General features: G+C 36.3%; 11 protein-coding genes and 9 pseudogenes. 10 read left to right on the forward strand and 10 right to left on the reverse strand.

Annotation, left to right across the window (positions count from 1 at the left end):
- Positions 1–191: 191 nt before the first annotated feature.
- A pseudogene (locus tag J5U23_RS07150) lies at positions 192–893 on the reverse strand (transposase); the annotation flags it as partial.
- Positions 894–1,048: 155 nt separating this feature from the next.
- On the opposite strand from J5U23_RS07150, the pseudogene J5U23_RS07155 reads away from it, so the two are divergent.
- Positions 1,049–1,959 (forward strand): annotated as a pseudogene (locus tag J5U23_RS07155) (IS5/IS1182 family transposase).
- Positions 1,960–2,414: 455 nt separating this feature from the next.
- Here the strand turns inward: J5U23_RS07155 and J5U23_RS07160 are convergent.
- Positions 2,415–2,573: a hypothetical protein gene (locus J5U23_RS07160; protein ID WP_218267573.1), complete on the reverse strand. Its 159-nt coding sequence runs from the start codon at positions 2,571–2,573 to the stop codon at positions 2,415–2,417.
- Between the two features lie 20 nt (positions 2,574–2,593).
- Between J5U23_RS07160 and J5U23_RS07165 the strand changes: the two are divergent.
- Both J5U23_RS07165 and J5U23_RS07170 read left to right on the forward strand, forming a co-directional pair.
- Positions 2,594–2,920, forward strand: a pseudogene (locus J5U23_RS07165) (IS1 family transposase); the annotation flags it as partial.
- Between the two features lie 195 nt (positions 2,921–3,115).
- Positions 3,116–4,417, forward strand: a complete 1,302-nt coding sequence (locus J5U23_RS07170; protein ID WP_218267372.1) for a sulfatase-like hydrolase/transferase — start codon at positions 3,116–3,118, stop codon at positions 4,415–4,417.
- Positions 4,418–4,478: 61 nt separating this feature from the next.
- On the opposite strand, the pseudogene J5U23_RS07175 reads toward J5U23_RS07170, so the two are convergent.
- The 5 genes and pseudogenes from J5U23_RS07175 to J5U23_RS07195 all read right to left on the reverse strand — a co-directional run.
- Positions 4,479–4,685 (reverse strand): annotated as a pseudogene (locus tag J5U23_RS07175) (IS701 family transposase); the annotation flags it as partial.
- Between the two features lie 179 nt (positions 4,686–4,864).
- Positions 4,865–5,985, reverse strand: a pseudogene (locus J5U23_RS07180) (IS110 family RNA-guided transposase).
- A gap of 832 nt (positions 5,986–6,817) precedes the next feature.
- A complete protein-coding gene (locus J5U23_RS07185) occupies positions 6,818–7,531 on the reverse strand; it encodes a methyltransferase (RefSeq protein WP_218267373.1) in 714 nt (237 codons plus the stop codon).
- A gap of 10 nt (positions 7,532–7,541) precedes the next feature.
- Positions 7,542–8,501, reverse strand: coding sequence for a hypothetical protein (locus J5U23_RS07190; protein ID WP_218267374.1), 960 nt, complete (start codon positions 8,499–8,501; stop codon positions 7,542–7,544).
- Between the two features lie 875 nt (positions 8,502–9,376).
- Positions 9,377–10,287 (reverse strand): annotated as a pseudogene (locus J5U23_RS07195) (IS5/IS1182 family transposase).
- 294 nt (positions 10,288–10,581) lie between these two features.
- Here J5U23_RS07195 and J5U23_RS07200 point away from each other — a divergent pair.
- The 4 genes and pseudogenes from J5U23_RS07200 to J5U23_RS07215 all read left to right on the forward strand — a co-directional run bounded on the left by J5U23_RS07200 (position 10,582) and on the right by J5U23_RS07215 (position 13,876).
- The gene (locus tag J5U23_RS07200) at positions 10,582–11,667 is read left to right on the forward strand and encodes a transposase (protein ID WP_218267375.1); all 1,086 of its coding nucleotides are present in this window, start codon (positions 10,582–10,584) and stop codon (positions 11,665–11,667) included.
- 688 nt (positions 11,668–12,355) lie between these two features.
- A complete protein-coding gene (locus tag J5U23_RS07205; RefSeq protein WP_280638407.1) occupies positions 12,356–13,378 on the forward strand; it encodes a glycosyltransferase in 1,023 nt (340 codons plus the stop codon).
- 106 nt (positions 13,379–13,484) lie between these two features.
- Positions 13,485–13,595 (forward strand): annotated as a pseudogene (locus J5U23_RS07210) (IS630-like element ISC1078 family transposase); the annotation flags it as partial.
- 35 nt (positions 13,596–13,630) lie between these two features.
- Positions 13,631–13,876 carry an FkbM family methyltransferase gene (locus tag J5U23_RS07215; protein WP_244988855.1) on the forward strand — a complete coding sequence of 82 codons (246 nt, stop codon included), beginning with the start codon at positions 13,631–13,633 and terminating at the stop codon, positions 13,874–13,876.
- A 19-nt stretch (positions 13,877–13,895) separates the two neighbouring features.
- Here J5U23_RS07215 and J5U23_RS07220 read toward each other — a convergent pair whose 3' ends face one another.
- The gene (locus J5U23_RS07220) at positions 13,896–14,273 is read right to left on the reverse strand and encodes a glycosyltransferase (protein WP_322789636.1); all 378 of its coding nucleotides are present in this window, start codon (positions 14,271–14,273) and stop codon (positions 13,896–13,898) included.
- Positions 14,274–14,375: 102 nt separating this feature from the next.
- Positions 14,376–15,417 (reverse strand): annotated as a pseudogene (locus tag J5U23_RS07225) (transposase).
- Between the two features lie 145 nt (positions 15,418–15,562).
- On the opposite strand from J5U23_RS07225, the gene J5U23_RS07230 reads away from it, so the two are divergent.
- On the forward strand, positions 15,563–16,531 hold the full coding sequence (locus J5U23_RS07230) for a glycosyltransferase family 4 protein (RefSeq protein ID WP_218267377.1): 969 nt from the start codon (positions 15,563–15,565) through the stop codon (positions 16,529–16,531).
- Between the two features lie 618 nt (positions 16,532–17,149).
- Positions 17,150–18,148 carry a glycosyltransferase family 4 protein gene (locus tag J5U23_RS07235; protein ID WP_218267378.1) on the forward strand — a complete coding sequence of 333 codons (999 nt, stop codon included), beginning with the start codon at positions 17,150–17,152 and terminating at the stop codon, positions 18,146–18,148.
- A 450-nt stretch (positions 18,149–18,598) separates the two neighbouring features.
- Here the strand turns inward: J5U23_RS07235 and J5U23_RS07240 are convergent.
- Positions 18,599–18,799 (reverse strand): annotated as a pseudogene (locus J5U23_RS07240) (IS5/IS1182 family transposase); the annotation flags it as partial.
- A gap of 326 nt (positions 18,800–19,125) precedes the next feature.
- Between J5U23_RS07240 and J5U23_RS07245 the strand changes: the two are divergent.
- Positions 19,126–21,294: a hypothetical protein gene (locus J5U23_RS07245; RefSeq protein WP_218267379.1), complete on the forward strand. Its 2,169-nt coding sequence runs from the start codon at positions 19,126–19,128 to the stop codon at positions 21,292–21,294.
- The last annotated feature ends 181 nt before the right edge of the window (positions 21,295–21,475 follow it).

The following is a 21,475-nucleotide window of genomic DNA, read 5'->3' on the forward strand; positions in this document are numbered from 1 at the left end:
TATGGGTGATTCATGAATCTGTTGCGAATTGGAATAATAGAGAATTATAAGATAGATATTCGTGAATTATTGCACTAACTAAGGGCGGCTCAGGAGTCAATTGTGAATTGTATTTTTGTGCTCTGAATTAGGCTTATTCAATGTAAAAATTATTAGGTATATCTCTGTTGATGTGAGAGTAATGAAGGAAACTACAATATTATTATAGTGATGAGAAAATAGGTAAATAGGTTGTAGTAGAGGGCTATGGCCCGCGCGATTTGTAGTATCCTCCAGGGAGAGTGATACAACCCGAACCTCCTCCTCTCCAAGAGGGAGTTGAAAGACTCGATCAAGTTGTTGGATTTGAGCCACTTCCAGAGCTTCTTGCTGGCTTTGAGGTAGCTCAGGAGGGTCGGGCAGGACTCGGGTTTGATCTCTCCGTTTTCAGCTGAGGAGATGATCGCGTTCAAGGCCTCCCTTTCCTCCTTGGTAGCACGACGCTTGAGGTGGACCAAGCGGCCCTGCCTTCCCACGTGAAGTTCGGCGAGGGAGATCGCCTTATCCAAGGCCTTGATCCCGTCAGCTACGACCAGGACGAAGCTCGACCTCTTCCAGACCTCAACCAAGAGTTTCCAATAGGCCATGGTATCCTCCTCCCATCTTATGATGACCTCGAGAACCGCCCTCTTTCCTTCCTGGGTCACGCCAATGGCCACGAGGAGGACCGCCTTTCGCCTCTTGAGCTTCACGTATTTCCCGTCAACTATCACGTACTTGAAGTCGCTGCCCGTTTCAATCTGGGGCATCCAGAGCTTAGCGTTCAACTTACCTCCCTTAACCGAGTAGACTAACATTAGAGCCGCGAAGACTTTCCTCTCCTCCCTCAGCAATGCCTCCTCCACTTGAGAGACTGTCCCGAGTGCAAATAATTGAATAAATCTATGTACAAGTTTATGGAGAATTATTCAAAAGAAAAGATGAACAACTGAGAAATTTTGAATTTTCACTTCACGTTAAAAGTGGAGTAATACTTAAAGGGAACCGGGAAAATGTAGTACGAGGACCTATGAAACCATGGGTTCAATATTACAACGGCCCCCTATGAACACTTATCATCAAGGCATAAAATACTCGTGAAAATGAATTACGTGCTTATCACGTCTGAAATTCTGTCTCATCTCTCTGACTTGTTCATATTGAGGGCGTTAATAGTGATGGTCGTGTGGACGTGTTCTTACAGGGACGTGCGGAGCTATTACGAGACGGACGTGGTAGTAAGGTGGTTCCTGGGCGAGTGCAAGTCAAAGTCTGAAATACACAGGAGGACAAAGAAATTTAGGAAAGAGCTCAAGACCGCGTTCAAGGAGTACGCTAAGGAGCTTGAAGATAAGTTGAGCAAGTTTGCTGGCTACTTGCCGAGTAGCGCGTTGTTCGGTAAGGTCTGGAAGCTGTGGTGCGTGGACTCCTTCCTGCTTGAAGTACCGTTCGGGAAGAGGAATAAGGAGACTTTGAAGAAGAAGTTTGAGCTGGAGCTGAGGCTGGGTAGGTACAAGGAGGCAGTAAGTATGCTCTACCGGTACATGAAGTGCAAAATGAGGAGGAGGTTTAAGGGTGAGTTTACTAAGAAGAGGGGTAGAAGCTACTTTGGCTTCAAGGTCTTTGACCTCATGTCGCCTACAATGATAATCCACGAGATTCAGGTGGAGTTGGCCAATTTCCCCGACAACAAGGTCGGCTTCTTCCGTAGCGGTTATAAGGTAGTGGATAGGGGATTCGTCGGGAAAGCTTCAACTTGGTTTTCCTAGTTTTAGGCGTTATGTGGAGTTCTTCGGGATTTTCTTGAAAAGGTATTGGAGGCCTTATGCAGTAGACAAGGAGATGGTGGAGCTTTTCGTCTACGTCATTGCGTTGATCTACAACTCCTCGATCTATGCCTCAGTGTTGTCGCGGGTTCACGAGAGTCAGCTCGCCCATTAACTTTGTACCGCGAGAGTTGATCGAGGTAGTGTGGATTATGTGGAAAATTCTGTTTTTCTCTACTACTGGTTATTTTCTCTTACAATATAAGTGTAATCTCACGTTATACTGAAAGATAAAATTGTATTTCATTCCTTATGGTTCATAATACAATCTTTCTCTCTAGTTATCTTTATTCAATTATTTTGCGTTCGGGACAGTCTCTTGAGTTACACTGATGGCTACAAGTAAAACGCTCCTCTCGCCGTTAACGAGCTTGACGTACTTACCGTCAACTATAATGCACCTGAAATCTCCTTAAACTTTATTAGGCTAACTCAATTTGATGTCCAATTTTTCTTCAAGTACGGAATAGATTGCTAGTAATTCCCTTTCAACCGATTCGCTCTCCCTTTCAAGTTCTTCTTCAGTATCCTTCTTTGCTCTCTTCCCGTCCTTATAGAGGATAGTGAGCTTTACCGTAATAAGGTGTTGTACTTTTTATAAATTATCCTCCTCCCTTGCTTTACTATGTTGGATTCTTTTGCAGATTTGTACTTAGCGTAACCTCTTCTTTTTATTTCCTTTCCTCTGGTGTATCTTGGGCTTGTTTTTACTGCTTCGTTTAGGATCATTTTCTCGATCTTCTCAACTGAAGTGGGTATTCACTTGCCGCACGGAACTAGGGCTATACATTATCTACTCTGAATGTGATATAGACGAGAATACCTTCCAAGAGGTCAAAAAGTATTTGCCGAATGAGACGGATGGGTAAGCGATGATTACAACGTACACTTCTGGTAAAAATCGCACTATCGTCTCTCCCGTAAATCCCAACAAGTCCTTGTATTCCTCACTGAGAGACAGACTCGTAAGGTCCAAGAGAGCTGCGAAGGCAGTAAATAGGGACATACAAATGATGATGCGCTCCATAGCTATAGTCGTATGGGGGAGAACGCTAATCTCAGAATTTGTAGCTTAATAAGTATATTATCACTATATCAACTATAATATAACGAGTTATTGTACTTATAGAAAGATAAAATCTTTAACAAAATTTATAAAATAATGCTTATATTGTACTATAAATTTCTCTAAAAATACTGATATTAGTAATCTGCGTAAGCTGCTCTTAGCCGCAAAACTTTATTACTTGTGAACATAAAGACAAAAATCAATGAAATCTAACGTTATACTGATAGTTGCGGATACTTTAAGAGAAGATCACTCTTCAAAACTTGATAAACTCCTTGAAATAGGATTCCAAAAGATTGATAATGCGTTTTCGGCCTCTCCTTGGACGTTACCATCTCATGTAAGTATGTTTACTGGACTTTACCCGTATTTTCACGGAGTTCATGAATATTATGGAATTAATGATTTCGTAGAAGGCTATGGAAAACTAGGCATTCATGCTATGACTAAATTTGATAACCTTATATCATTACTTAAGGATGAAGGATACAAAACCATAGGAATATCGGCCAACGCTTTCATTTCACCAATCTTTGGTTTTAATTTTGATTCTTATTACCTTATTGATTATCCGCCGCTCTACACATTAGAGAATGATACTTTAGAAGCTTTAAATAAATATGGTGCTAATTATAAATCTAAACTAAAATTGTTAATTAACTTAATCAGGAATAAAGATTTTAAAGATTTTAAAATATTAACTAGATATAAGTTATATAAAAATTCACTTACATCTTATTTCTATTATAAATCAAAAATTTTACATAAAGGTTGTAATTTAATAAGGAGAAAAATACAACAGATTAAATTTAATGATAAGTTTTTCCTCTTTATAAATGTTATGGAAGCTCATGAGCCATATTCTACTGATGTAATAGGAAAAGACGTTTATGGGAAATATGATTATAACTTCTTGAGATCCGTTTTCTTAGGATCAGCAGAAAACTCTATGATAGCACATTACAGAAAATATTATGGTATCTATGCAGAGAACTCAGTTAATTGTGTATTAAATATTATATTAGATCTAAGCAAGAGAATTAATATGGATGACGCATTAATTATAGTGACAGCAGATCATGGGAATCATATTGGAGAATATGGTAGAGTTTATCATGGTTTCTATTTAAGTGACGAATTATTAAGAGTACCATTATATATAAGATATCCTAAAGACATTCAATCAGACTTAAAATTAAAAGGGAATAACGTTTCATTGACTTTAATATACTCAGTTATTAAATCGATTATATATAACGAGGTTCATATTATTAATGGTAATTTCGCAATATCCGAATCTTATGGACCTCAACATTCATTAAATACTATACAAGCATATTTTAACTTAAATAATTCAGAAATAAAAAAGAGATATAATCATATAATTAGAATATCTAATAATGATCAATATTTGACTTATAATATGGACAAGGACGAAGTAATAGAATCGTCACGAAGTTTTAATCCAGAGAATGTCCAAATAATAAAGGATTATTTTTCGTAACTTGCTTATTTAAGTTCGCAATCAATATAAAATACTTTCTAATGATAGTAGTTGTTCTACTTTAACGCAGCTTAAAGATTTTCATCAAACCTAGTGCACCCCCTAAACGTATTTCAACGAACCGGAGAAGTTCCTCCACGCTCTTCAGGTTAAGGGAACTGACCAAGTCTCTGGCCGCGTTGACCACCATCACGAAGAGGAACAGATAACCTTGAAGCCTTCTCCTTTTGAGAAAAGAGGTATCCTGCACGCCCAAGGTCTTGACGTCCTATATAGGTTTTATTAGTCGAGGAGTATTACTCTATATCCCCAGGGCTGGGGAAACATGGTCGACTTGACGTCTGAAGCTAAGTCTTCGACTAAGGGCTTGACAAACCCCTACCGTCGGACTGAACATTGTGATATTATTCACGGATATAGGCACTACATGCTTCGCCTCTAACAGCCCTACTGGGACAACGAGTCCAGCGCATCACCCACATCAACATCTTGAACGTTAACGTCCTTCCCCCTAGGGGCCCTAAAACTCTTCTTAACATCGCCCTTGTAAACACCATCCTTTATAACGTGATAACAAATACAAGCAAGCTTCCCACCAAGAGCACAAGTTTAGTAGCACTCTTCCACTTAGAGACAAGCCTATCGTAAAACTCCTTGAAACGCTCAGACTTCCTACCCTAGCAACCAGGAAAAAAGCCCTACGCAAATACTTATTACCCCTAATCATACCCGAGTGAGACTCGCTCTCACCACTCTGCTTAGTCCTAGGAGCAAAACCCGCATAAGCCCTAGCAGCCTTGGAGTTGAGAAAACGAGAAACATCACCGAACTCAGCGTAAATCGTTACACTAATCAAACCAACTCCCGGGCTCAACTCGACCACAGGCTGAGGAATCTTAGAAACTATCATGTCCTCAACCTCCTTAACCATAGCCTCCAAGCTCTTTAGTAAGTCTACCAGCTGCTTCAAAGCCAACTTCTCATCATTCAAATTTCTCCCTAACTTCTCCTTCAACTCGTCCTTTTCCTCCTCACTCAGCCCTTCTCCCCTACTTAACTTCTCCAACAACATTCCCCTCTTATCAAAGGGCTCTATCTTGTATCCTATCTCCAAGAACTTCCTTATCTTGTTCTTTACTTGCGTTATCTTTCTCATCAAGCTCTCCCTATACCTCGTTAACTCCCTTATTTCCCCGGTCGGTATGTATGACCCCTTAACTACTCCCAGTATGAAGGCTTTTGCCAGTCTTTGTGCATCTAACTTGTCGGTCTTCTTTCCGAATACTTCCTTCAAGTGTAAGGGATTTATTACTATTACCTTGAATCCCTTTTTTGTTAGTTCTTCGTGTAGGTAGAAGAAGTACGGTCCGGTTGCCTCCATTATCCCTTCCTTGTATTCGCCAAGGAATTAGCTCTTCTATTCCCTCGTTGTCGTACTTGAATTCCCTCACCTCATTAACCTCTACTCCCCTTTTCTCTTGCGTTGTTACAAGTTCAGCTTTCACTACCGTCAACTTATCCCTTGAAACGTCTATTGCGAAACCCCTTGTTTTAATCTCACTTTCCATGATAGAATATTGCTCGTGTATGCGAGATATTCTTTATCATCATAATACCTCGTTTTTCTTGCATAATATTAACTGCCTTCAGCCCCTAGAAAAATTTATTTGCACACTCCTACTCGGGGTTTTGTCCCCTCTTGTTTTCTAGGGGCTTCACAGCCAGCCTATATCATGGGGTTTTTATCCCCTTAGACCTTGTGGGCTTATGTTGTTTTTCTCCTTCCTTGATTATTTGTTTTTCTCTTGTAATACTTGGTTTTACTCGTTCTCTAGTTTTGCGTGAATTCCCCGTAGGAGGAGGACTGGGTGGATCATAAATAAGGTTAGGGAAGAGAGGATTCACTTGACGGTCTTAGCGAGGGTCGCGATTCACGACCTACTGTGGTCTAAAGCGTTAGATTAAAAATCTTGAAATGCTATATAAATTTAGAACCCATTAGACTAATTTGTCCCAGACTCGTCCCAAGGTCAACATGGCCGAAAGATTTATTACTGAACGCCAGACTGCATGAGATTAAAATATAGTTACCGGATAGTGTGATTGATTGTTGCGAACTTGTACTTCTGGTTAAGAATCACATTGTTGCTCACTAATTAATCTCAACGAATCATTAGAGTGTAGTAAAGAACAACAAAACTGTTAATGGGAGTCTTAACTTAGTGAACTCTATAGTGCTAATTTTATGATATAGAAAACTAGTCCCAGAATTTATAGCTTAATAACTAAATTATCTATAAGATTCTAAATTAAATTTTACAAAATATAAGAAATACAATATTAGATAAGAATAAAATGGTATTCTAAGGCTGAATTATAATACTACTATTTTTGCGATATTTACTTAATTTTTATCCTAATAAAGTAAAAAATGTTTTTCCATCTTATTGTTTCATAAATCATAAACATGAAGTTTTTAGGTTTATGCACAGAAATACTTCGGCCTGAAAAAGCTATATTTACAGCTTTAAATGATTCTAAGAAACTTGGCTTGATAACTTCATAATAATAAGTCTCATAACTATTTATAATGCCATACAATTTACTTAAAGGCATATTGTTATAGTCCTCTAATAATAACGCAAAGCCAGCTGGATTAAGATACGCATATAGATGTTTAAGAAATTCTTTATGAATATGATAGTCTACATCTACAGCTTTTAAATACTTAGATGGTTCAACATTTGAAGGATCTGGTATACGAGGAGGATTACCTATTATTAGATCATATTTATGATCATCTACATTCTTAAAAAGATCAGAAATTATAAATCTTGCTTTAGACTCTAAAGAGGCACTTTTTATGTTATAAAATACATAATCGCTTACACCTTGGTTTATGTCAACTAAATCTATATGATCACAAATATTATCTAGAACTAATGAGAGGCCAGTAATTCCAACTCCTGCGAACATTTCCATGCATTTATAAAATTTTCCATTTAACTTTTTTAATACCGGAATAAACAAATTGGCATGATAAGAAGCGCCTCCGTCAAGTTCGTCATTATATATGAATTTTTTCTTTTTATATATAAAGTATTTATCCTTCATTTTAATATTATCACCGTATCTTTCTAATTAATTTTATAATAGAATTTAGTAATGGATTTATATAAGAAAAATATGGAATTTCAATTTCTCTTCCAAAAACTTTTTTAAAGTTAAAAATATTTTCGTGTTTTGGATCGTGATCAGAGACACTTTTTCCATATAATTCTAGGATTTTATTCTGTTCACTAACTAATTTAATTGCTGTGTCAGTTAAAAGGTAACCTGCTCCACTTTCCCTACCTTCTTTACATATTGCACCCAGGTTATACCATGCTATATTACTATATTCATCCATTAAAATTGCAATACCGCCTACGACCTTATCGTCAACTTTAGCTATAATAAACTTTTGTAGATTATTTCTTAATAAACCTTCAGTATAACTATATAGTTTAGAATATGGAAATGGAGGCTTATTATCATACGTATATAGGTAACAATTATTATACCATTCTTTAAATAAGTCTGCATTTAACTGTTGTAATAAATAAATTCTGACGTTCTTTTCCTTTGCCTTCTTTAGGTTAATATTAATTCTATGCCTAGTTTGCTTATTCCGCTTTACGTTATTGTCATAAATAACATCTATAAAACTTTCTCTACTTAAACCATTAAATATTTGATTATATACATTTAATACCTTTTGTGAATCGATGTAAAAATGTATGATATTCGATATATACATATATGAAAATTTTTTATTTTTAACAATTAAATATAGTTTATCATATAAATCTAAATTATTAAAGATTCCTGGAAACAAAAAAGTATTAAAGAAGCTTCTTTGATTTATAAAGGCAATATATCCTTGATCCCTTATTTTCAATATTTTAATTTTCCAGCCTAAAAATGATTTTCGCAGATAAAGATTAATAGGATTTAAATAGGAGTGTTTAACCACTCCTTGCTTATATACATCATGCAGTTCACCAACATTTTCTTCACTTATGTCTCCCTCAGTTAATTTCATGTGCTTTTCGGTAATAATTACTTGTTAATTAGTTTATAAAAGCTTTGATGATTCTGAGTCGATTCAAGGATACCATATAGAATCTTTAAACAGCACAATCTTATTAATAAACTTTATTACTTATGAATATAAAGAGAGTGAGATAAAAAACTTAGCTATCTTTTATTTTGCATTATGAATCTATGAATAAGAAGTTAACTCAGAGGGATTTCGATAACTTCAAGGAGTCCATGGGGGATCCGATCAAGCTGTACAAGGAGAGTACCTCGTAGGCCTAGCTTATAATATTCAGCAGTTTAGGACACTTAGAAAACGCCGAATTTCACACTAGATCGGTAGAAAAATAAACTAGAAAAGCTTTCTTAGCCTAGATTATCGAAAATTACGAGATTATTTGCAATTACATTTAATAAACTGATTTTATATTATCTCATCTTAGTAATTAAGTGAATTTAATTCCGAACAAACATGTTTTATAACTTTTTACTTTATATAGTTATTCACATTAATTACGCATTGGACACTCCTACGAGGAATCCACGCAATTGGGCGCCTCAGGGGTCAATTGCGATTTCAATTTATTTCTATAGAAGTAGATAAGAGAAATTGATTCTACATTTTCGATAATACTAATAAGGGACGAGCATGAGGTAATATCATGGACCTCTCAAGAGACTGTCCCGAACGCAAAATAATTGAATAAAGATAACTAGAGAGAAAGATTGTATTATGAACCATAAGGAATGAAATACAATTTTATCTTTCAGTATAACGTGAGATTACACTTATATTGTAAGAGAAAATAACCAGTAGTAGAGAAAAACAGAATTTTCCACATAATCCACACTACCTCGATCAACTAGCACGGTACAAAGTTAGTGGGCTAACTGACTCTCGTGAACCCGCGACAACACTGAGGCATAGATCGAGGAGTTGTAGATCAACGCAATGACGTAGACGAAAAGCTCCACCATCTCCTTGTCTGCTGCATAAGGCCTCCAATACCTTTTCAAGAAAATCCCGAAGAACTCCACATAACGCCTAAAACTAGGAAAACCAAGTTGAAGCTTTCCCGACGAATCCCCTATCCACTACCTTATAACCGCTACGGAAGAAACGAACCTTATTATCTGGGAAATTGGCCAACTCCACCTGAATCTCGTGGATTATCATTGTAGGCGACATGAGGTCAAAGACCTTGAAGCCAAAGTAGCTTCTACCCCTCTTCTTAGTAAACTCACCCTTAAACCTCCTCCTCATTTTGCACTTCATGTACCGGTAGAGCATACTTACTGCCTCCTTGTACCTACCCAGCCTCAGCTCCAGCTCAAACTTCTTCTTCAAAGTCTCCTTATTCCTCTTCCCGAACGGTACTTCAAGCAGGAAGGAGTCCACGCACCACAGCTTCCAGACCTTACCGAACAACGCGCTACTCGGCAAGTAGCCAGCAAACTTGCTCAACTTATCTTCAAGCTCCTTAGCGTACTCCTTGAACGCGGTCTTGAGCTCTTTCCTAAATTTCTTTGTCCTCCTGTGTATTTCAGACTTTGACTTGCACTCGCCCAGGAACCACCTTACTACCACGTCCGTCTCGTAATAGCTCCGCACGTCCCTGTAAGAACACGTCCACACGACCATCACTATTAACGCCCTCAATATGAACAAGTCAGAGAGATGAGACAGAATTTCAGACGTGATAAGCACGTAATTCATTTTCACGAGTATTTTATGCCTTGATGATAAGTGTTCATAGGGGGCCGTTGTAATATTGAACCCATGGTTTCATAGGTCCTCGTACTACATTTTCCCGGTTCCCTTTAAGTATTACTCCACTTTTAACGTGAAGTGAAAATTCAAAATTTCTCAGTTGTTCATCTTTTCTTTTGAATAATTCTCCATAAACTTGTACATAGATTTATTCAATTATTTGCACTTGGGACAGTCTCTGGAGGAACTTCTCCGGTTCGTAGGGCGATTCACGGCTCCATTGCGATTTCAATTTATTTCTATAAAAACAGATAAGAATAATTGATTCTACATTTTGAGTAACACTGATAGGGGACGAGTATGAGGTAATATCGTGGACCTCTTAGCTACGAACGAGGTAACCCTCTACGACATTCAGCTAAAGGAACTCGTAGAGGGATCTGGACAGAGCTTAACCCTCACACTCGCCCCCAAGATATTATCCGATGACGCCTTATTAAACAAATCGGTCAAGGAGATCGAGAAGATGGCCTTGGAGGAGGCTGAGAAGAAGAGTCCTAACTACCAGAGAGGTAAGGAGGTGAAAAGGAAGGGTTACGCGAGGTACAGGTTCCTCAAGGGGTTTAAGATCATGTTAGAAGGGAGAGAAGTCATTTACAAGTTAGAGTGGATCTCGGTGAAATTGCCCGTACTTTACGGAATTAAGGGGAGGGTGAAGACTCAGGTGGAGGAGACTTTGCTGAGGGAGGAGAGGAAGGTCTTCACGGCCTTGATGTTGGTCTATTCTGTGCTGGGAGGTAAGTTGAACGCCAAGCTCTGGATGCCTCAGATCGAAGCGAGCGGTGAGTTCAAGTATATAATAGTTGATGGGAAGTGCGTGAAGCTCAAGGGAGGAAAGGGAGTCCTCCTCTCGGCGATTGGTATGACAAAGGAAGGCAAGAGGGCCGTTCTGGATATAATCTTAAGCGTGGAGGAAGATGCAGTGGGTTATTGGAAACTCTTGGTTGAGGTCTGGAAGAAGCACAGCTTCATTCTTATAGTGGCTGATGGAACTAAGGCGTTGGACAGGGCGATCTCCCTCGCTGAACTTCAAGTAAGAAGGCAAGGATGCTTGGTTCACCTTAAGCGTAACGCGACTAAGGAGGAGAGGGAGGCGTTGAATGTTATCATCTCATCTGCCGAGAGTGGAGAGATTAAGCCGGAGACTTGTCCGAGGCTCTTGAGTTACCTCTCCGCTCCCAAGGAGCTCTGGAGGTGGCTCAAATCCAATAACTTGATCGAGTCCTTCAACTCTCTCTTGGAAAGGCGGAGGTTCGGTAAGTTTCACTCCCCTTGGAGGATACTCCAGATCGCTCGAACCATAGCTAACAACTATAACCTATTAACTTGTTTTCTCGTTACTGTAATAATATTACAATACTCCTCATTCTTCTCGCTTTACCAGAAATATACACAATAATTTCTTCATTGAATTATCCTAATTAATAGAGAATATTACAATTCGCAATGGAAACATGAATCGCCCGGTTCGTAGAAATACGTTTATGAAGTACACTAGGTTTGATGAAAATCTTTAAGCTGCGTTAAAGTAGAACAACTGCTAATTGTAAAATTGTACAATTATTTGTATAATATCTTGTTAATATATATTATATTATTCTTTATATTTGAATATAATGAAGAGTGGTATAATCTGAAACGTTGTAATTATAATAGTTTTTAATTTTACTTAAATCGGAAAACGTCACATGGTAATATTAGCTGGCGCTATGCTTGGAATTTGACCGAAAGATTTATTACTGAACGCCCCTTGTGAGAAAGGGTTTATCTTGTTTTTCTCCTTACTTGCTTATTTATTTTACTCTCGTAATACTTGGTTTTATCCCTCCACTTGATTTACGAGAATCCGCCGTAGGAGTTGCAAAGGGGACTAAAAGGGATTATCAAATTTAGCGGAGAGATGCTGGGTTGAACGAGTACTGCCCTAAACATACCCATTTCCCAGCATCTCCCCAAAATATATTAGACAAAAGAAGATTAGAGAAAAGATCAAAGAGCTGCTAAGGAAGAGGGCCAAAGATTTGAATTATGCTAAGGCTAGAGGAGATAGTGTTATTATAGGGAAAATAAAACATTACCTATAGTTTATGAGCAAACCTAAAATAAGCGTTATAATTACGGCTCACATGCGAGACATGTATATAGACAAAGCGTTTCAAAGTATTTTAAGACAAGAATTTAATAAGAAAAAAATAGAAGTAGTTTTAGTCCATAAATTTCCTTACAATAATAAAATTAAAAATTTAATGGAGAGAGCTAATTTGCTGAATAATTTCGTAGATTACGAAACCAAAAGTGATCCCTTGGCATCTAAAATGAAAGAGGGCATAGAACTAAGTCAGGGTGATATTATTTGTTTTTTGGAGGACGATGATGCATTCGCAACAGAAAAGTCAAACATCGTAACTCAGAAATTCAACGAAATAGAAAATTTAGGATATTTCCATAACGATCATTTTATAATGGATGAGCAAGGATACATATTACATAAATCTTTTATAAACAGACAAAAGAGTGTCATTATAGAAGGTATAAATTCTGAAAATTTTAAGGATCAGTTTAAAAAGCTTTACGAAGCTAAATCTCCCCAATTTAACAGCAGTTCAATCTGTATGAAAAGGGACATTATTAGGGTTGACTGGTTGGAAAAGTTTAGGGGAAGAAGAACAGTAGATGTTTTACTTTTTCTTATGGCAATAGAGTCTAAAACAAGATTATATTTCTCAGACTTAAAACTGACATACTACCGAGTTCATAAAAAGCAATTATCTCCTCATCTACCTAAAGATAATAAGTATCAACTCATACTTGAGTCCATTAGAACTGATGAAGAGTTATTAAGAGAATTTAAGGATATAGAAAGTATGCTCACACAACAAACTAGTCGCGATATACTAAGATTATACTATTATTTGCCCACTAGAATTGCAAGGTTTGGTCTACTTGATATTTCGACTAAGGTAAACAATCTTAAGATAATATCAGATTATATGTATAGATTAATAAGCTACATAGGCCTAAGGGAAGCTATTAAAGTTAATTTTCAGTCTATCGGGTTTCACTATAAGCGATCATTATTTCTATTGTTATATAAGATAATGCATATTTGAAATAATTAGCTATTACTTGATTATCTAAATATATTTTTAGTTATAGTTATACTTCGTTAAGCTCTAAAGGGCAAGATTTATATTTCATGAGCAATATTAAATCGTTATGCCGAAATCCAGAATGCACAGTATAAGGCTCAACAAGAAACAAGAGGAAGAGAGGAGAATTAGCGCTATAAAAGATGTGAGGAACGGGATGAGAGTAAAGGACGTGTCAAGCTTTACTTAGCAGATAATCCTTATAATTCCAGTATCGTCTTTAACTCGAACAGATACGTAGAAGTAGAAACAATAACTTTGGACGAACTTTTATCGTCCTATGATTTGATAGACCTCATTAAAATAGATGTAGAAGGAGCAGAACTAGATGTTATAAAATCTGGTATTAGTCAGCTTCATAAGGTTAAGAAAATCGTAATAGAAGTAAGAAATCAGTATGAAAGCGAGATAGATAGTATCCTCATAAAAGAGGGTTTTAAGAAGCATACTAGAGGATAGGGGTCACGAGAAGAACATATTATATTATGTAGGAGAGTAGTAATTTAGTCTGATTTCGTATCGAAAAGAGTTCAGCTCTTTTCCTACAATTTAAAATTATCTCTTCTGAGTAACCTTCATTATATACCCTCGTTGTTAATTTATAGAATTCCTCCTCATCTGAGGCAAGCCATCCAGTCTGCCCGTCTATAATTGTCTCTGAAGGGCCTCCCGAATACTTAAATGCTATGACTGGAGTTCCAGAAGCCATAGACTCTACTGGAATGTAACCATAATATTCAAAATCTACAGGGTAAAGCGTAGCTAAAGCGGAAGAGTACAGATCCCTTAATTCTTCGTCTGAGACCTCCTCAAGATACTCCGCGTTTGGGATCTTATACCCTATAACTTGGGCGATTCAAGTTTCCATTGCGAATTGAAATATCCTTATATGAATTAGGATAATTCTATGGAGAAATTATTGTATAAATTTCTGATAAAATGAGAAGAATAAGGTACACTATAATATTATTACAGTAATGAGAAAATAGGTTAATAGGTTGTAGTAGAGGGCTATGACACGCGCGATCTGGAGTATCCTCCAAGGGGAGTGAAACTTACCGAACCTCCTCCTCTCCAAGAGGGAGTTGAAAGACTCGATCAAGTTGTTGGATTTGAGCCACTTCCAGAGCTTCTTGCTGGCTTTGAGGTAGCTCAGAAGCGTTGGGCAGGATTCGGACTTAAGCTCTCCGTTTTCAGCTGAGGAGATGATCGCGTTCAAGGCCTCCCTTTCCTCCTTGATCTTGCGTCGTTTGAGGTGGACCAGACAGCCCTGCCTCGCCACATGAAGCTCAGCAAGGGAGATCGCCCTATCCAAGGCCTTGATCCCATCAGCTACTATAAGAATGAAGCTCGACTTCTTCCAGACCTCAACCAAGAGCCTCCAATAAGCCATGGCGTCCTCCTCTACGCTTAAGATTATGTCCAGAACGGCCCTCTTGCCTTCCTCTGTCACGCCAATCGCCGAGAGAATGACTCCCCTTCCCCCCTTTGAGCTTCACGTACTTCCCATCAACTATTATATACTTGAACTCACCGCTCGCTTCGATCTGAGGCATCCAGAGCTTGGCGTTCAACTTACCTCCCTTAACCGAATAGACTAACATCAGAGCCGTGAAGACCTTCCTCTCCTCCTTAAGCAGGGTCTCTTCAACCTTGGTCTTCACCATTCCCTTATCCCCGTAAAGTACAGGTTGCTTCACCGAGATCCACTCCAACTTGTACTTAACCTCCCTCCCAACCATCACTATACGAAAGCCCTTGAGGAACTTGCATCTCGCGTAACCTTTCCTTTTCACCTCCTTACCTCTTTGGTGCTTTGGGCTAGTCTTCTCAGCCTCCTCCAAGGCCATTTTCTCGATCTCCTTGACCGATTTGTTTAATAATGCGTCTTCAGATAGTATATTGGGGGCGAGTGTGAGGTTTTGTCCGAGCTCCTCCTTCACGGCCTCACTTAGTGGAGTGCCGTAGAGGGCTTTCTCGTCGATAGTTATGAGTTCCATGGTATTACCTCATGCTCGTCCCTTATTAGTGTTACCGAAAATGTAGAATCAATTATTCTTATCTAGTTTTAGAGAAACAAATTGAATTCGCAATGGATCCGTGAATCGCCCGACAAAAAATGTTAGCCTTATTTATGAGCCAAATATGCACATAAATGCTAATATACCTTCAACGATAGATAAGATGAATTTAGCCTTAAGAGCTTTAAGAAAATCAATTTACTGCGAGAATTCACTATCTTTTGATGCATACTGTATTGCTAAAATATGTGGTAAAAAATTAGTAACAACCATGCAAACAGATATTAGAAGTTACATTGATGGCATTAGAATATTTTATAATGGTTTAAAATACCACTTTGAATCACCCTTGTACGCTCTAAAGATTACTTTTACCAATTTTAATATAGTTAAAATAAATAAAATTGTAGAAGATCCTATAATAAAATATCTTTTAATGATCACTCCTGAAATGCGATATTTAAACTTAAATAGCAGTAAAGTGAAAATTCTAAAGATAGGAAATGCATTTAATCCAGAAATCTTGAAATTTAGGACGAACAATAAAGAAGATTATTTAGTATTCTGGGCCCGATTGTATAGTTTAAAGGGTATTCTTGAAATACCTTATATCATGAAAGAGATAGTTAGGATATATGATGTAAAACTGAAATTATCTGGCCAATTCTGGAGCAATATTGAAAAAGAGAGATTCTTTGAATTGATTAAGAAATTGCGCCTCGAAAAAAGCATTGAATATATGGGGTTTCTTCCTGAGGAGGAAAAGTATAAGCTAGTAAGCAAGGCCAAAGCTTTAGTTTATCCAACACATTCTGACTTATTTCCCATAGTTATTCTCGAATCCTTGGCCTTAGGAACACCAATAATCTCATATGATTTGGTAGGCCCTAGAAGCATTTATAATGGACTAGAAGCTGTTAAATTCATAAAAGAATTTGACGTGAAAGGAATGGCAAGAGAAATTTTAAAATTGATCTCTATGAAAGACGAGGATTACTTTAATCTAATATATAATAAAAAGTTAGATAAGTTTCTTGAAATGCATAGCAGTTGGGATAAGGTTGCTGAGGGAAATATCTCAATACTTATTTGAGGTAGGATAAGATACAGTCTTTATCATAATAATCTCAAGAGGCCCCACATGCTTCGCCTCTAACATCCCTGTGGGAACCGAGAATCTGTGGGTGTCAACCGTGTATCCTCTATATGAATCTTGTGATTGTAATACCGTGATTTCCTTGCATAATATCAACTATGTTCAGCCCCTAGAGTATTTGGTTACAACCTCCTACTCGGGGTTTTTGTCCCCTCTTGTTTTCTATGGGCTTCACAGCCAGCCTCCTTGAATGAGGTTTAATCCCCTTATACGCTGTGGGCTTATGTTGTTTTTCTCCTTCCTTGCTTATTTCTTTTTCTCTTGTAATACTTGTTTTTACTCGTTCTCTAGTTTTGCGTGAATCCCCCGTAGGAGTATCACACTCCCCGGTTAATAGAACCTAATATAGGATCCTATATAGGATCCGTGAATCGTCCATAAAATTGGTGAAACATTATTGCTATAGTACTGGCATGCGTATCAACTCCTAAAAATGTATGCTGCAATTATTACCTCCTTGTAGTTTAAATGACAACGATATGTCTAAAAGTCCACAAAAATCTTTACTTATATTCACACAGATAAATTTATCCGTTAATATAAGTATTAAGCTTTATGAAAATAGCACTAATATCTGCCAAATATGACTTTGATGACATCAGTAAAGTAACTGGAATAGGAAGATATGCTAGAATGGTTTACCAAGGTTTAAAAAGAAAAGGAATTGATGTACATACTTATTCATTCTTTGATTATTCATCAGTATCCTCCTTTTTAATTTCTACTATCAACGGATTTTTTTATAACTATTCAAATTACGATATAATTCATTTCCTATCACCTAAACCGTTTATTCCATTGAGAAAAGGTAAAGCAGTATGGATAACTACTGCTCATGATCTCTTCTTTTTACGTTACAAAGAATCTAGAGGAAACTTATTAACGGCAAGGTTTTATATGAGGAGTTTACTGAACTCTGACGTTATTGTAGCAGTTTCCAGCCTTGTAAAAGAAGAAATAGAAAGAACAGATTATGAAGGGAAAATTTTCGTTGTGAATCCAGGCATTGATGAAAGATTTTTTATCATGCCTAAGAGAGAGAAAAACAACAATTTCATCAAACTAGGTTATATAGGAAGGCTCGATCATGAGAGGAAAAATGTAATAAGAGGAATAAGAGTTTTCAAGAAGATTAAAGATAAGAATATAATATTTGAATTATGGGGAGATTATAATATGAAAAGTGACATTTTTAAACAGATATTAAGAGAAAGTAAAAATGATAGTAGGATTAAGATTATGGGGCCTGCGCCGGATGACAAATTAATGGAAATTTACGATTCATTCGATTTTCTATTTTTACCTACGAAAAAAGAAGGGTTCGGATTTCCCATAGTAGAGGCTTACGCTAGGGGAGTTCCAGTTATTGTATTCAACGATGCGAAAATTCCTCAAGAGGTTTGTAAATATTGCATAAGAATTGAAGATGAGCTACCTAATTTAAGAGAACTAAATATCGACACTTATACAATTAGAGAATATGCAAAGAATTTCTCATTAGATAGAATGATAGAAAAACTTTTTGAGATATATAATAAATTGATAAATAATTAATTTTCAATCCAAAACTAAAACTCTCTTATCCATATTGGTAGACCCAAAAATCACCTCCTTAACAATAAATCTATAGTATTAATAAGCATTTATACAAGTTTAAATAGAGAATTTTCTAGATTGAATAAATCATTAAGAAACAAAAGAATAAGCAATAATCTAAACTCTTCCCTCCTCACCACACCCTTAAACACTAGTATTTTGGAAAAGTTCTTAGACTATGATTTAGTGGTACATCCTTAGTCGAGAGACTGTCCCGAACGCAAATAATTGAATAAAAATATAAAAAGAGAAATATTGTATTACGAACTATGAGGAATGAAATGCAATTTTATCTTTCAATATAACGTGAGATTAAACTTATACTGTAAGAGAAAATAACCAGTAGTAGAGAAAAACAGAATTTTCCACATAATCCACACTACCTCGATCAACTCGCGCGGTACAAAGTTAGTGGGCTAACTGACTCTCGGGAACCCGCGACAGCACTGAGGCATAGATCGAGGAGTTATAGATCAACGCAATGACGTAAACGAAAAGCTCCACCATCTCCTTGTCTGCTGCATAAGGCCTCCAATACCTTTTCAAGAAAATCCCGAAGAACTCCACATAACGCCTAAAACTAGGAAAACCTATCAACCAAGTAGAGGACATCTATATAGGTTTTATTAGCCAAGGAGAGTAATACTCTCCATGGCTGGGGAAACATGGTCGAGAAGGGAACTGAAGCTAAGTCTTCGAGTGAGGGCGTGACAAACCCCTACCGTCGGACTGAACATTGTGATATTATTCACGGATATAGACACTACATGCTACGCCTCTAACAAACCTACTGGGATAACGAGTCCAGCACATCACCCATATCAACGTCCTCAATGTTAACGTCCTTCCCCCTAGGGGCCCTAAAACTCTTCTTAACATCGCCCTTGTTTATAAATTAGAAGATTTTTAAAAGACTCTACAAGATTCATAATATAATGGTAGACAAGGCAGAGACACGTTTACTATTTAAACATATTGATATTTTAATTTTAATAATTCTTGATTTATTGCTAGCTATTGATTTCACCAGATTAGGGAATATTTATAATATAGATAACCCTATATTTCCATATTTAAATCCTATAACAGCTTATAAATATTTGCTTTTATCGCTATATGGGTACAATCCATGGTTAGGTACCATATCGCAATTCTATTTAGGAACTTTTTTAGTAAATTTTCCTATTTTTATATTCTCAAATCTACCTCTTTCTGGAACTTTTTTCGATTTTTCTTTATTACTATTAGGATCCCTCCCATTATATAAGTTGACAAGGGAAATGCTACCCCATGATAATACCCTCATTACCATATTAGCAGGTTATGCAAGTGTGTTATTTTTTGCTCTAAATCCTCAAGGCGCAGGAGGATTAAACAGCTCAATGTTAACTTCAGTTTATACTTATGCTTTTCTACCACTTTTATTATATTCTATTAGAAAATTCTTCCTATCTGATAATTTTTCACAATCTGTATTCTGGTTATTAATTATGATCCCAATATTCTTTATGGAATATTATTACTCAATTCCAGTATATACTTTACCATTAGCTATTCTTCTTTTCACTTTCTTCGTCTTCTATGGAATAAAATCTCTCTTATCTCATCATTACTTTAGAGTCATTTTATTGTTATCCCTTATTGGAGGATATTTATATCTAAAAATCGGAGAAATGATATCCATCTATCAAAGCTTTACTAATCCCGGATTTATTAAAATTTCATACTACTATTGGGTTACTAATGCGCAAGCAGAAAGCCTATCTCTAACGTTAAGAGGTCTAAATGCCAACTTTGGTATTCCACCTGCTAACATATATTATTTTAGTTTAATTTTAGCAATAATTTACTTATTCATACCTATAAATAGAGAAACAAGAAAAAGAGGAGAAGCTCTCTTCATGCTGTCAGAGTTTCTTTTATTCACATTTTTATACTCTATGCCTAACGTTCCCTTTTCTTCATTTTGGGAGAAATTATTTTTCGAATTTCCTATAATGACTGATTTAAGAACTCAGTATGTTTTAATAACTCCTTTCCAAGGATTATTAATGTCCATAGCCTTTGGTCTGGGTTCTTATGGATTTATTAAGAGTTTAAGTTACAAGAAAATAGGAAAAATTGTATCTCTTATTTTGGTATTTATTTCAATAATAGGAGTTTCATTTAGCATTCTAGCTTATGGTCCCAGTGGTATTGTTCATGTCCCACAAGAATTTTTAAATACAGTTAATTTTATAAATAGTCATTCGTCTTATAACTTAACTGTTTTAATCTTACCTATATTTGGGACGGAAGATAGCCAAAGTTGGTATCACGGACCCAGCTTATTCCCTCTCTTTCTAAAACCTTTACCTATACTTGGCGGCTATTACTATAGCGTATCAAGTGAAATGTTCAACACTATAAACGGTGTATATTATCATATTTATGAAGAAAATACTTCCTCTAAATCTATGAACTACGTAAAGAATTTCTTTTATTTATTTAACGTTAGATATATAATAGTGGAAAAAACAGCAGTTAAATTCGGGCCTTTAGTTATATTTTCTCCGTATGGCTCATACTCATATAGTAGCTTGAAAGAAGGTATTCAGAACTTTACTAAATTAAATGTACTAAAACTTTCTTACAACAACTCACTGTATTTCGTGTATTCTACTGACATTAATTCGTCTTTAGGGCTTATATCATTTGAAAATTATTCCATAACATATATACTGAATTCAAGTAACATAACCAGATTGCTCATACCTATTCAAGTAATATATATATCACCTGCAGAATATATTCTTAAATTAGAGAATATAACCAACTCAACGTTATATCTTTATCTTATGATACCTTATTCCGAAGGATGGAATATAACTGGAGCTAAGGTAATTTCTCATTCAAATTATTATGGATATAATCTATTTAAGATAGAAACAGAAAATAAAACAATGCATCTCATAAATTCTGAGGTTATTGAATCTATACCGATAGGAGTAAAAAGTGTAGGTTTAGAACTAGTTTTACCGTTTATTTTAGCGGTAATAGTCAGAAGCAAGATAGGAAAACTAATAGGCAGTAAAATTAGGCTTAGATTACTTAGATACTTTTAGGCATAAGTGCAAAATCCTTGACCTTTTTGTAAAAGGTGATATCTAGTATTTACCAAAGAGAATGGTTCAAGCACAAATAATTGAATAAATATAATGTGATAGAAATAAAGTGTTTAGATTTCTTACGAATTAGCAGTTGTTCTACTTTTCCTCGGTAATACAAGATTTTCAGTACTACCGA

This window comes from Saccharolobus shibatae B12 (assembly GCF_019175345.1).
Lineage (GTDB): Archaea > Thermoproteota > Thermoprotei_A > Sulfolobales > Sulfolobaceae > Saccharolobus > Saccharolobus shibatae.